Source organism: Streptomyces sp. NPDC090442, from assembly GCF_044769405.1.
Lineage (GTDB): Bacteria > Actinomycetota > Actinomycetes > Streptomycetales > Streptomycetaceae > Streptomyces.
Map to the genome: position 1 here is coordinate 25,559 of NZ_JBIVXW010000047.1, position 13,102 is coordinate 38,660.

Annotated in this window: 10 protein-coding genes; 6 read left to right on the forward strand and 4 right to left on the reverse strand. The window is 69.1% G+C overall.

Translation table 11 applies throughout. The features are described from left to right. Positions 1-68: 68 nt before the first annotated feature. From typA to ACIQU6_RS28925, 6 genes are all read left to right on the forward strand, one after another. On the forward strand, positions 69-1,976 hold the full coding sequence (gene typA, locus ACIQU6_RS28900) for a translational GTPase TypA (RefSeq protein ID WP_403484623.1): 1,908 nt from the start codon (positions 69-71) through the stop codon (positions 1,974-1,976). A 280-nt stretch (positions 1,977-2,256) separates the two neighbouring features. Continuing rightward, complete coding sequence (locus tag ACIQU6_RS28905) at positions 2,257-3,879, forward strand: ABC transporter substrate-binding protein (protein WP_403484624.1); 1,623 nt, start codon at positions 2,257-2,259, stop codon at positions 3,877-3,879. 20 nt (positions 3,880-3,899) lie between these two features. Beyond that, positions 3,900-4,823: an ABC transporter permease gene (locus tag ACIQU6_RS28910; protein WP_403484625.1), complete on the forward strand. Its 924-nt coding sequence runs from the start codon at positions 3,900-3,902 to the stop codon at positions 4,821-4,823. Beyond that, positions 4,816-5,799 carry an ABC transporter permease gene (locus ACIQU6_RS28915; protein WP_403484626.1) on the forward strand — a complete coding sequence of 328 codons (984 nt, stop codon included), beginning with the start codon at positions 4,816-4,818 and terminating at the stop codon, positions 5,797-5,799. The genes ACIQU6_RS28910 and ACIQU6_RS28915 overlap by 8 nt, the downstream gene beginning before the upstream one ends. An 11-nt stretch (positions 5,800-5,810) precedes the next feature. Next, positions 5,811-6,824 carry an ABC transporter ATP-binding protein gene (locus ACIQU6_RS28920; RefSeq protein WP_403484627.1) on the forward strand — a complete coding sequence of 338 codons (1,014 nt, stop codon included), beginning with the start codon at positions 5,811-5,813 and terminating at the stop codon, positions 6,822-6,824. Next, positions 6,811-7,848, forward strand: a complete 1,038-nt coding sequence (locus ACIQU6_RS28925) for an ABC transporter ATP-binding protein (protein ID WP_403484628.1) — start codon at positions 6,811-6,813, stop codon at positions 7,846-7,848. Before ACIQU6_RS28920 ends, ACIQU6_RS28925 begins: the two co-directional genes overlap by 14 nt. Positions 7,849-7,920: 72 nt before the next feature. Here ACIQU6_RS28925 and ACIQU6_RS28930 read toward each other — a convergent pair whose 3' ends face one another. From ACIQU6_RS28930 to ACIQU6_RS28945, 4 genes are all read right to left on the reverse strand, one after another. Next, a complete protein-coding gene (locus ACIQU6_RS28930; protein WP_403484629.1) occupies positions 7,921-9,054 on the reverse strand; it encodes an ABC transporter ATP-binding protein in 1,134 nt (377 codons plus the stop codon). Positions 9,055-9,066: 12 nt separating this feature from the next. Then, the gene (locus ACIQU6_RS28935) at positions 9,067-10,134 is read right to left on the reverse strand and encodes an ABC transporter ATP-binding protein (RefSeq protein WP_403484630.1); all 1,068 of its coding nucleotides are present in this window, start codon (positions 10,132-10,134) and stop codon (positions 9,067-9,069) included. Between the two features lie 12 nt (positions 10,135-10,146). After that, a complete protein-coding gene (locus tag ACIQU6_RS28940) occupies positions 10,147-11,118 on the reverse strand; it encodes an ABC transporter permease (protein ID WP_403484631.1) in 972 nt (323 codons plus the stop codon). 116 nt (positions 11,119-11,234) lie between these two features. Further along, entirely contained in the window at positions 11,235-13,034 is a 1,800-nt protein-coding gene (locus ACIQU6_RS28945) for an ABC transporter substrate-binding protein (protein ID WP_403484632.1), read from the reverse strand. Positions 13,035-13,102: the final 68 nt, after the last annotated feature.

Genomic DNA, 13,102 nt, shown 5'->3' on the forward strand with positions numbered 1-13,102 from the left:
CCCGGCAGGGCCCGCGTAACAACAGAGGTACGCGCAGCCGACCACTCACTCCAGGAGTACGCCGCAATATGGCCACGCGCCACGACATCCGTAACGTCGCCATCGTCGCCCACGTCGACCACGGCAAGACCACCATCGTCGACGGCATGCTGAAGCAGGCCGGTGCCTTCGCCGCCCACCAGCTCGAGTCGGTCGACGACCGGGTCATGGACTCGAACGACCTGGAGCGTGAGAAGGGCATCACGATCCTCGCCAAGAACACCGCGGTGAAGTATCACCCGAAGGACGGCGGGGACCCCATCACGATCAACATCATCGACACCCCCGGCCACGCCGACTTCGGTGGCGAGGTCGAGCGCGGTCTGTCGATGGTCGACGCCGTGGTCCTGCTCGTCGACGCGTCCGAGGGCCCGCTGCCGCAGACCCGCTTCGTGCTGCGCAAGGCGCTCCAGCAGCGCCTCCCCGTCATCCTGTGCATCAACAAGACGGACCGCCCGGACTCCCGGATCGACGAGGTCGTCAACGAGACGTACGACCTCTTCCTCGACCTGGACGCGGACGAGGACCAGATCGAGTTCCCGATCGTCTACGCGTGCGGTCGTGACGGCGTCGCCTCCCTGACCAAGCCGGACGACGGCACGGTCCCGGCCGACTCCACGAGCCTGGAGCCGTTCTTCTCCACGATCCTGGAGCACGTCCCGGCCCCGACGTACGACGAGGCCGCTCCGCTCCAGGCGCACGTGACGAACCTGGACGCCGACAACTTCCTCGGCCGTATCGCGCTGCTCCGCGTCGAGCAGGGCGAGCTGCGCAAGGGCCAGACCGTGGCCTGGATGAAGCGCGACGGCTCGGTCCAGAACGTCCGCATCACCGAGCTGCTGATGACCGAGGCGCTCACCCGCAAGCCCGCCGAGATGGCGGGGCCCGGTGACATCTGCGCCGTCGCCGGTATCCCGGAGATCATGATCGGCGAGACCCTGGCCGACCCGGAGAACCCGGTCGCGCTGCCGCTGATCACCGTCGACGAGCCGGCGATCTCCATGACCATCGGCACCAACACCTCGCCGCTGGTCGGCCGCGGTGGCACCGGCAAGGGCGCGGAGGCCAAGGCCGCGGTCAAGGACCGCAAGGTCACCGCCCGCCAGGTCAAGGACCGCCTGGAGCGCGAGCTGATCGGTAACGTCTCGCTGCGCGTCCTGGAGACCGAGCGCCCCGACGCCTGGGAGGTGCAGGGCCGCGGTGAGCTGGCGCTGGCCATCCTGGTCGAGCAGATGCGCCGCGAGGGCTTCGAGATGACCGTCGGCAAGCCGCAGGTGGTCACGCAGGAGATCGACGGCAAGGTGCACGAGCCCGTCGAGCGCATGACGATCGACGTGCCCGAGGAGCACATGGGCGCCGTCACGCAGCTCATGGGCGTCCGCAAGGGCCGGATGGACAACATGTCGAACCACGGCTCCGGCTGGGTCCGCATGGAGTTCGTCGTCCCCTCCCGCGGTCTGATCGGCTTCCGCACGGAGTTCCTGACCCAGACCCGCGGCACCGGCATCGCGCACTCCATCCACGAGGGCCACGAGCCCTGGTTCGGCACCCTGGCGACGCGCAACAACGGCTCGCTGGTCGCCGACCGCTCCGGCGCCGTCACCGCGTTCGCGATGACGAACCTCCAGGAGCGCGGCGTGCTCTTCACCGACCCCGGCACCGAGGTGTACGAGGGCATGATCGTCGGCGAGAACTCGCGCTCCGACGACATGGACGTGAACATCACCAAGGAGAAGAAGCTCACGAACATGCGGTCCTCGTCGGCCGACTCGTTCGAGGCGATCGTCCCGCCGCGCAAGCTGTCGCTGGAGCAGTCCCTGGAGTTCTGCCGCGACGACGAGTGCGTCGAGGTGACCCCGGAGGCCGTCCGCATCCGCAAGGTCAACCTGGACGCCCGCGAGCGCGCCCGCGCCGCGTCCCGCGCCAAGCACGGCTGACGCCGAAACGGCACCCCGAGCGCCCCGTCGGACCCCGGTCCGGCGGGGCGCCGCCGTATCCGGACGCGGGGCGCTGTCGACCGGCCCGGAGCCAAGGCCCCCTGGCGGGCGGCCCGTCCGGGGTGCGGGGATCGTTCGTCCGAGGGGTTTCCCGTGGGGTTCGGAGCAGTGGCGGACGGTGTGGGGGTGCGCTGTGTCCCGGTGTGGGCTCTGATGTGGGCTACGACTGGCCCCGGTGGCCAGGCGTGAGCCCGTCAGTTTGGACCGTCAGGGAGGCGCCATGCGCGGAGCCGCGCGCGCGAAGTGGGCCGTCGGCGCGGCGGCCCTGGCCCTCGCGGCCTCCGCCTGCGGGGGCGGCACCGCGGGCCCGGGCGGCTCCGCCGTGGTCAGCGCCTCCTGGGGGGATCCGCAGAATCCGCTGGAGCCGGCCAACACCAACGAGGTGCAGGGCGGCAAGGTCCTGGAGATGCTGATGCGCGGCCTGAAGCGCTACAACCCCAGGACCGGCGCCGCCGAGAACGTCCTCGCCAAGAGCATCGGGACCACCGACGCCCGGCACTACACCGTCACCCTCAAGCCCGGCTGGACCTTCAGCAACGGCGAGAAGGTCACCGCCAAGTCCTTCGTGGACGCCTGGAATTACGGGGCGCTGCTCGACAACAAGCAGAAGAACGCGTCCTTCTTCCAGTACATCGACGGCTTCGACAAGGTCCACCCCGACCAGGGCACGGCCACCGCGAAGACCCTCTCCGGACTCCGGGTGAAGGACGACCACACCTTCACCGTCGCCCTCAACCAGAAGTTCTCCAGTTGGCCGGACACCCTGGGGTATTCGGCGTTCATGCCGCTGCCGCGGGCGTTCTTCCAGGACCACGAAAGCTGGTTGAAGAAGCCGATCGGCAACGGCCCGTACGAGGTGGACTCCTACGACAAGGGCACCGTGTTGCGGATGCGGAAATGGAAGAAGTACCCCGGCCCGGACCCGGCCCAGAACGGCGGCATCGATCTGCGGGTCTACACCGACAACGACACCGCCTACACCGATCTCCAGGCGGGGAACCTGGATCTCGTCGACGACATCCCGGCCTCGCAGTTGCGAAACGTCCGCAGCGACCTCGGGGACCGCTACATCAACCAGCCGGCCGGCATCATCCAGAACCTCACCTTCCCCATGTACGACCCGCAATGGGGAAAGCCGGGCCGGGAAAAGGTGCGACGCGGCCTGTCGATGGCGATCAACCGGCAGCAGATCACCAAGGAGATCTTCCAGCACACCCGCACCCCGGCGACCGACTGGACCTCACCCGTCCTGGGCGAAAAGGGCGGTTACCAGGCCGGGGTGTGCGGCGATGCCTGCGAGTTCAATCCGGCCAGGGCCCGGCAACTCATCAAGGAGGGCGGGGGACTTCCCGGCGGCGGGATGACCCTCACGTACAACGCGGACACCGGGTCCCACAAGGACTGGATCGACGCCGTCTGCAACAGCATCAACAAGACGCTGGGCAACGACCGGGCGTGCCTGGGGAATCCGGTCGGCACCTTCGCGGACTTCCGCAACCAGATCAGCGCCCGGCACCTGACCGGTCCCTTCCGGGCCGGCTGGCAGATGGACTACCCGCTGATCCAGAACTTCCTCCAACCGCTCTATTACACCGGCGCCTCGTCCAACGACGGGAAATTCAGCAACCCCGAGTTCGACAGGCTGGTCAACGAGGCGAACGCCGCCCCCGATTCCCGGCAGGCGGTGGCGAAGTTCCAGGAAGCGGAGCGGATCCTCGCCCAGCAGATGCCGTCCATTCCGCTGTGGTACCAGAACGGCAGCGGCGGCTATTCGGAACGGATCAGCAATGTGCGGCTCAATCCGTTCAGCGTGCCGGTCTACAACGAGATCACCGTCGGCTGACCACGAAAGCGGGCGCGCTCATGGGACGTTATGTGATCCGGCGGCTGCTCCAGATGATCCCGGTCTTCATCGGCAGCACCTTCCTGATCTTCGTCATGGTCTACGCGTTGGGCGATCCGGTCGCCGCGATGTTCGGCGACCGGGCGCCGGACCCCGCCACCGCGGCGCAGATCCGCCACGACCTCTACCTCGACCAGCCGCTGTGGAAGCAGTACCCGCACTACATGGGCCAGATCTTCCGCGGGAACTTCGGCACCGCGTTCAACGGCCGGCCGGTCACCGAGCTGATGTCCACGGCCTTCTCGGTCACCCTCCGGCTCACCCTGGTCGCGATCGTCCTGGAGACGCTGATCGGGATCGCGCTGGGCGTGTTCAGCGGGCTGCGGCGCGGTCGGGGCGTCGACACCACCGTGCTGGTGCTGACCCTCGTCGTGGTCTCGGTACCGACCTTCGTCAGCGGCTATCTGCTCCAGTTCATCTTCGGCGTGAAGTTCGAGTGGGCCGCACCGACCGTCGCGCTGGACGCGCCGCTGGGTCAACTGCTGCTGCCCGGGCTGGTGTTGGCACTGGTCTCGCTCGCCTACGTCACCCGGCTGACCCGCACCTCGATCGCGGAGAACGCCCGCGCCGACTACGTCCGCACCGCCGTCGCCAAGGGGCTGCCCCGGCACCGGGTCATCACCCGCCATCTGCTGCGCAACTCCCTGATCCCGGTCGTCACCTTCATCGGCACCGACATCGGGGCGCTGATGGGCGGCGCCATCGTCACCGAACGCATCTTCAACATCCACGGCGTCGGCTACCAGCTCTACCAGGGCATCCTCCGGCAGAACTCGCCGACCGTGGTGGGTTTCGTGACGATCCTGGTGCTGGTGTTCCTGATCGCCAACCTGCTGGTCGACCTGCTGTACGCCGTCCTCGACCCGAGGATCCGCTATGCCTGATCCGTACGTCCCCAAGGAAGCCGTCGGCCATGGTGACGGCGGCAACGCCGCGCTCGCCATCGGGGCGGCCGAATCCCTGGAGCGCGCCCCCGGCGCCGCACCCCCGCCCCCGGGCGGCGAACCCACCGGAAAGCCCCGCAGCCTGTGGAGCGACGCCGGGCACGACCTCAGCCGCAACCCGGTCTTCGTGGTCTCCGCGCTGGTCATCGTCTTCCTGGTGGTCATCGCCATCTGGCCGCAGGCGATCGCCACCGGCAACCCCTACCGCGCCGACCTGTCCAAGGCCCAACTGGGCGCCTCGCCCGGCCACCCCTTCGGCTTCGACACCCAGGGCCGGGACGTCTACACCCGGGTCGTCTACGGGGCCCGCGCCTCCATCACCGTCGGCACCTGCGCCACCGCCGGCGCCGCCCTGCTCGGCAGCCTCCTCGGCGGCCTGGCCGGTTTCTTCGGCGGCTGGTGGGACACCCTGCTCTCCCGGATCGCCGACATCTTCTTCGGCATTCCGGTCCTGCTCGGCGGGCTGGTCTTCCTCTCCGTGGTCGTCAGCACCACTGTCTGGCCGGTGGTCGGCTTCATCGTGCTGCTCGGCTGGCCGCAGATCGCCCGGATCGCCCGCGGCTCGGTCGTCACCGCCAAGCAGAACGACTACGTCCAGGCCGCCCGGGCACTGGGCGCCGGCAACGGGCGGATGCTGCTGCGGCACATCGCGCCCAACGCCGTCGCCCCCGTCATCGTCGTCGCCACCATCGCGCTGGGCACCTACATCGCCCTGGAGGCCACGCTGTCCTACCTCGGCGCCGGCCTGAAGCCGCCCACCGTCTCCTGGGGCATCGACATCTCCGCCGCCTCCACCCACATCCGCAACGCCCCGCACATGCTGCTGTGGCCGGCGGGCGCGCTGAGCGTCACGGTGCTGGCGTTCATCATGCTCGGCGACGCGGTGCGCGACGCCCTCGACCCCAAGTTGCGCTGAGGAGGCGGGAGATGGCGAACCACGGCGGCGCGGACCCCGAGGGACCGCTGCTGGACGTCCGGGACCTCCAGGTGGAGTTCCGCACCCGCGACGGCGTCGCGAAGGCCGTCAACGGCGTCAGCTACACCGTGGCGGCCGGGCAGACGCTGGCGGTGCTCGGCGAGTCCGGCTCCGGCAAGTCCGTCACCGCGCAGGCCGTGATGGGCATCCTGGACTCCCCGCCGGGCTTCGTCACCGGCGGGGAGATCCTCTTCCGGGGGCGCGATCTGCTCACCCTGGGCCGGGAGGAGCGCCGGCGGATCCGCGGCGCCAAGATGGCGATGATCTTCCAGGACGCGCTCTCCGCCCTGAACCCGGTGCTCAGCGTCGGCGCCCAACTCGGCGAGATGTTCCGGGTGCACACCGGTGCGTCCCGCAAGGAGGCCCGGGCGAAGGCCGTCGCGCTGATGGAACGGGTCGGCATCCCGGCCGCGCGGGCGCGGGTGGGCGACTACCCGCACCAGTTCTCCGGCGGGATGCGCCAGCGCATCATGATCGCCATGGCGCTCGCCCTGGAGCCGGACCTGATCATCGCGGACGAGCCGACCACCGCCCTGGACGTCACCGTCCAGGCCCAAGTCATGGACCTGCTCGCGGAGTTGCGCCGGGAGTACCAGATGGGGCTCGTCCTGATCACCCACGACCTGGGCGTGGTCGCCGACGTCGCCGACACCATCGCCGTGATGTACGCGGGCCGGGTCGTCGAGACCGCCCCGGTCCACCAGCTCTACAAGGCGCCCGCGCACCCGTACACCCGCGGCCTGTTGGAGTCCGTGCCCCGCCTGGGGCACCGGGGCCGGGAGCTGCACGCGATCAAGGGCCTGCCGCCGAACCTCACCGCCGTCCCGCCGGGCTGCGCCTTCCACCCGCGCTGCCCGCTCGCCCGCGACGTCTGCCGCACCGACCGCCCACCGCTCTACGAGGTCGGGCCGGGCCGGGCCAGCGCCTGCCACTTCTGGAAGGAGGCCATGAATGGCGGCAGTTGACGAACCGCTCCTCGAAGTCCGCGACCTGGTCAAGCACTTCCCGCTCACCCGCGGGGTGCTGGTCAAGAAACAGGTCGGCGCGGTCAAGGCGGTCGACGGGATCTCCTTCGCGCTGCGGCCCGGCGAAACCCTCGGCATCGTGGGGGAGTCCGGCTGCGGCAAGTCCACCGTCGCCCGGATGCTGGTCGGCCTGGAACGCCCGACGTCCGGTCACATCCGCTACCGCGGCGAGGACCTCACCCGCCTCTCCGGCCGCGCCATGAAGGCCGTCCGCCGCAACATCCAGATGGTGTTCCAGGACCCCTACACCTCGCTCAACCCCCGGATGACGGTCGGCGACATCATCGGCGAGCCCTACGAGATCCACCCCGAGGTGGCACCCAAGGGCGACCGCCGGCGTCGGGTCCAGGAACTCCTCGACGTCGTCGGCCTCAACCCGGAGTTCGTCAACCGCTATCCGCACCAGTTCTCCGGCGGCCAGCGGCAGCGCATCGGCATCGCGCGGGGGCTCGCCCTCCGCCCGGAGATCATCGTCGCGGACGAGCCGGTCTCCGCCCTCGACGTCTCCGTGCAGGCCCAGGTGGTCAACCTGCTGGCCCGCCTCCAGGACGAGTTCCACCTCTCCTACGTCTTCATCGCGCACGACCTGTCCGTCGTGCGGCACCTCTCCGACCGGGTCGCGGTGATGTACCTCGGCAAGATCGTCGAGTTGGGCACCGGCGAGGAGATCTACGACCACCCCACCCACCCGTACACCCAGGCGCTGCTCTCCGCCGTCCCGGTGCCCGACCCCGAGGCCCGGGCCCGCCGGGACCGCATCCTGCTCAGCGGCGACGTCCCCTCGCCGGCCGACCCGCCGTCCGGCTGCCACTTCCGCACCCGCTGCTGGAAGGCCCGGGAACTGTGCGCCCGGGTCGAGCCACCGCTGGCCGTCCCGACCGACTTCCGGCATGCGGAGGGCGGCGTGCGGCACCCGTCGGCTTGCCACTTCGCGGCGGAGCGGCGGGGGGTGTTGAGCGAGTAACCGGCCCACGACGCACCGGAGCCCGCTTCCCTGAGGGAGGCGGGCTCCGGTGCTGTCGCGTGGGTGCGGGGGTCAGTCCTGCGGCTCGTCCGCCCCGTCCACGCCCTCGATCGCCGCCAGCGCCGGGTCCAGGACGATGTCCTCGCCGCGGGCTGCCGTCGTCGGCTCCTCCGGGAAGTGGCAGGCCGTCAGGTGGCCGGCGTCGCTGCCGCCGAGTTGGACCAGCGGCGGCTCCTCGGCCGCGCACTTGTCCTGGGCCTTCCAGCAGCGGGTACGGAAGCGGCAGCCGGAGGGCGGGTTGACGGGGGAGGGGACGTCGCCGGCGAGGCGGATCCGCTCGCGGTCGTCCTCGCCCTCCTCCGTCAGCCGCGGCTCGGGGACGGCCGAGAGGAGGGCGTGGGTGTACGGGTGGCGGGGGCGGTTGTAGATCTCGTCGCGGGTGCCGACCTCGACGATCTTGCCGAGGTACATCACCGCGACCCGCTCGCTGAAGTGCCGTACCACGGCCAGGTCGTGGGCGATGAAGACGAACGCGATGCCCAGCTCGCGCTGGAGGTCCTGGAGCAGGTTGACCACCTGCGCCTGGATCGAGACGTCCAGGGCGGAGACCGGTTCGTCGGCGACGATCAGCTTGGGCTCCAGGGCGAGCGCCCGGGCCACGCCGATGCGTTGGCGCTGGCCGCCGGAGAACTCGTGCGGGAAGCGGTTGTAGTGCTCGGGGTTGAGCCCCACGGTCTCCAGGAGCTCGCGGACCCGCTTCTCCCGGCCGCCGGTCGGGTTGATCCCGTTGATCTCCATCGGGCCGCTGATGATGGTGCCGACCGTCTGCCGCGGGTTCAGCGAGGCGTACGGGTCCTGGAAGATCATCTGGATCTCGGAGCGGATCGGCGCCAGCTCCTTGCGGCCGGCGTGGGTGATGTCCCGCCCCGCGTAGGTGATCTTGCCGCCGGTGGGCTCCATCAGCCGGGTCAGCAGCCGGCCGGTGGTCGACTTGCCGCACCCGGACTCGCCGACCAGGCCGAAGCTCTCGCCGGCGTGGACGGTCAGGTCCACCGCGTCGACGGCCTGGACGGCCCCGACCTTCCGCTTGAACGGGAAGCCGCCGTAGATCGGGAAGTGCTTGGTCAGTCCCTCGGCGGTGAGCAGCGGCTCGCCCTGGGCGGGCGCGGGGGTCCGGGGCGCGGGAAGGGTGTCGTTCTTGGACATGGTGGTAACTCCCTAGCCCAGCCGGGGCTTGATCTGCTCGGTGAAGAGGGTCTGCTTCTGCTCGGCGGTCAGGTGGCACGCGGCGGCGCGGCCCTGTTCCAGCAGCGGTCGCTCGGTGGCGCAGCGGTCGCCGTCGACCTCAGCGGTGTAGGCGCACCGCGGGTGGAAGGCGCAGCCGGAGGGCGGGTTGAGCAGGCTCGGCGGGGAGCCCGGGATCGGGTGCAGTGCCTCGCTGACGTCGGAGGAGAGCCGCGGCATCGAGCTGAGCAGGCCCCAGGTGTACGGGTGGCGGGGCTGGCTGAGGATCTCCTTGACGGTGCCGCGCTCGACCGCCCGGCCCCCGTACATCACCAGCACGTCGTCGGCGGTGTCGGCGACCACGCCGAGGTCGTGGGTGATCAGGATGATCGCGGAGCCGAACTCCTGCTGGAGGTCCTTGAGGAGGTCCAGGATCTGCGCCTGGACGGTGACGTCCAGGGCGGTGGTCGGCTCGTCGGCGATCAGCAACTGGGGGTTGCAGGCCAGCGCCATGGCGATCATCGCGCGCTGGCGCATGCCGCCGGAGAACTGGTGCGGGTAGTCGTCCACCCGCAGGTTGGGCTGCGGGATGCCGACCTTGGTCAGCATCTCGATCGCCCGCTGTCGGCCCTCGCGCTTGTTGGCGCCGGTGTGCTTCATGAACGGCTCGGCGATCTGCCGGCCGACGGTGTAGTACGGCGACAGGGCGGTCAGCGCGTCCTGGAAGATCATCGCCATCTTGTTGCCCCGGAGCTTCTCCAGGGTCTTCTCCTTGGCGCCGGTGAGCTCCTGGCCGTCCAGGTGGATCTCGCCCGTGATCTCGGTCGACTTGGGGTTGTGCAGCCCCAACACCGCCAGGTTCGTGACGGACTTGCCGGAGCCCGACTCGCCGACGATGCCCAGGGTCTTGCCGCGCTCCAGGTCGAAGGAGAGGCCGTCGACCGCCTTGACGATGCCGTCCTCGGTGGAGAAGCGGACGTACAGGTCGCGGACGGAGAGGAAGGAGCCGGTGCCGGACCCGTTCGGGGCCGGCGTCTCCGCGGTCTTGGTGGGTGTGGTCACGACTTAGCTCTCCTAGGACAGGCGCACGCGCGGGTCGATGAACGCGTACGCCGCATCCACGATGATGTTGAAGACCAGGATCAGGGCGGCGCTGAAGATCATCACGCCCATCACCATGGGCAGGTCCAGGGTGATGACCGAGTCGACCGCCAGCCGGCCAAGTCCCGCCAGCTGGAAGGTGAACTCGGTGATCATCGCGCCGCCGAACAGCGAGCCCAGGTCCACACCGAGGATGGTGACGATCGGGATCAGCGAACCACGCCAGGCGTACCGCAGGAAGACGTAACGCGCCGGCATGCCCTTGGCCTTGGCGGTGCGGACGTGCTCCTCCTGGAGCTGCTCGATCATCGTCGAGCGCGCCATACGCGTGTACTGCGCGGTGAAGATCGTCGCCATCACCAGCCACGGGATCAGCAGGCCCATGAACCAGCCGACCGGATTGCTGGTGAGGTTCACGTACTGCGGGGCGGCCATGATGCCGCTGTAGACGAAGATGCCGAGCACGACGGGGCCGAGGATGTAGATCTGCACCGAGCTGAGAACCATCGACACACCGGTGACCGCCTTGTCCAGCAGCGTGCCGCGCTTCCAGGCCGCGATCAGGCCGGCGCCCAGACCGATCACCAGGAAGGCCACGGCACCGCCGACGGCCAGCGACGCGGTGAGCGGCAGCCGGTCCATCATCGTGGACCAGACGTCCTGCTTGGTGGCGAAGGAGTAGCCGAAGCAGGGGGCGCTGCAGTGGCCGAGGGTGAAGTCGCGGCCGGCGAAGATGCCGACGAGGAAGTGCCAGTACTGGACCGGCACGGGCTGGTCCAGCCCCAGGTTCTTGTGGATCAGCGCGACGTTGTCGGCCGTGCAGTTCTTGCCGCAGGCCATCAGCGCGGGATCGCCGACGGAGAAGAAGACGAAGAACGTGAAGGCGCTGAGGAGGACGAGGATGACGACCGCGCCGATCGTCCGGCGAAGGAGGAAGGGAAACATGACAGTTCGCTGCTCTCAGGACGGCGGCTGCAGTGGGGTGAGGGGTGGCGGGAAGGCCCCGGAGTGCGCGCCCCGCCTTGCGCGCGCACTCCGGAATGCCTTCGGCTGTGTGGTGCCTACTTCTTGATGAACAGCGTGTTCACGTCGAGGTAGTTGGTGTCCGTGTTGTACCGGATACCGCCGATATTCGAGCCGTAGAGCTGGAGCGACTTGACGTAGAAGACCGGGGCGGCCGGGTTGACCTTCTCCACGATGTAGTGGTGGAGCTTCTGCCACTCCGCGGTCTGCTTCTGGACGTCGGGGATCTGCCGGATGCGGTCGATCTCCTGGCTGATCTTCGGGTCACGGACGTGCGAGTAGTTGGAGGCGCCGTCCGCGATGGTGCGGCCGTCGTAGGACGGCGGGATCACCGTGGAGGCGTCCGGCCAGTCCTGGCCCCAGCCGGTCAGGTAGATGTCGAAGCCGTTGTCGACCTTGCCCATCTGCTGGTACCAGGAGGAGGAGTCGATCTCCTTCTTCTGCACGTCGAAGCCGGCCTTGGCCAGTCCGTCGGCGATGGCGACGGCTTCCTTCTGCCGGATCTCGGTGTTGGCGTAGGCGTAGACGAGCTTCATGCCCGTCTTGCCGGCTTCCTTCAGGAGCTGCTTGGCCTTCTCCGGGTCGCCGTTGGGCTTCTTCAGCTTGCCGTAGGGGTCGTAGCCCTTCTCGTAGCCCGCGACGGTCGGGGAGAGCAGACCGCCGGCGACCTCACCGCCGTAGCTGCCGCCCTCGATCCGGACGACCTGCTGGCTCGGCAGCGCGTAGGTGATGGCGTCACGGATCCGCTTGTCCTTGATGCGGTCCATGTTCATGTTGAGCTGCCAGACGTAGGGCTGGTAGCCCTGCACCAGGCGCTTGCTGGCGCTGGGGTTGTCCAGCACCTGCTTGGTCAGCGTCGGCTCCACGGCGTTGGTGAAGCTGATGGCGGTCTTGTCGCCGCCCTGATCGGCCATCAACCGCTTGGTGGAGTCGGAGAACTGGTGGTTGAAGGAGATGTTGTAGCCGTCGACGTACTGGTGGCGCGCCGGGTCGGTCTTGGGGTCCCAGCCGGTGTTCTTCACCAGCTGCATGGACTTGCCGGACTTGAAGGACGCGATCTTGTACGGGCCGGCGCAGACCGGCTTGACGTCGTAGTTGTCCTTGGTGTCCTTGGCGCTGTCCGGGACGACGCTGTAGCCCGCCATCGCCAGCGCGTAGGGCAACTGCGTCTGGGGCGCCTTGAAGTGGAAGACGATGGTCTTGCCGTCCGGGGTGTCCAGGACGGACTTGGGCAGGTGGTCGCCCTTGTACGGACCGTCCGGCAGCGCCTTGCGGTAGGTCGTGCCGTCGCCCGACAGCCACTGCTGGATGTAGGTCGGACCCTCGGTGATGAACGGCGCGTACATCCGCTCGATGGAGTGCCGGATGTCCTTCGAGGTGATCGGCGTGCCGTCCTCGAACTTGATGCCGTCCTTGAGGGTGTACGTCCAGGTCTTGCCGCCGTCGGACATCTTGCCGGCGTCGGTGGCGAGGTCGCCGACGAGGGTCTTGTTGCCCTTGTCGTCCTGGGTGTAGGTGGTCAGGCCACGGAAGATCAACTTGGCCAGGTCGCCCACGTCGCTGACGTACATCTGGGCCGGGTCCAGGTGGTTGAAGCTGTCCCGCTGGTAGACCGTGATGGCGCCGCCGTTCTGTGCGCCCTTGACCGGGGCCGCGGGGCCGTTGGACTGCGCCGCGGTGCCGAGCGGCACCACCTTGGACTGGGTGGCCGCGTCCTTGTCGGTCTGCGCGTTGTCCTTGCCCGCGCGGCCGCCGCCGCTGCAACCGGTGAGCGCGAGCGAGCCGGCCGCCAGGGCCACGATCGCCGCGCGAGCTCTACGCGTGGAGAGTGCATTCATGAGGATCCAAGCACCTGCCTGTCAGTCGTTGTCCCGATGTGCTGTCTGACGCATCCGGTGCGCCACCG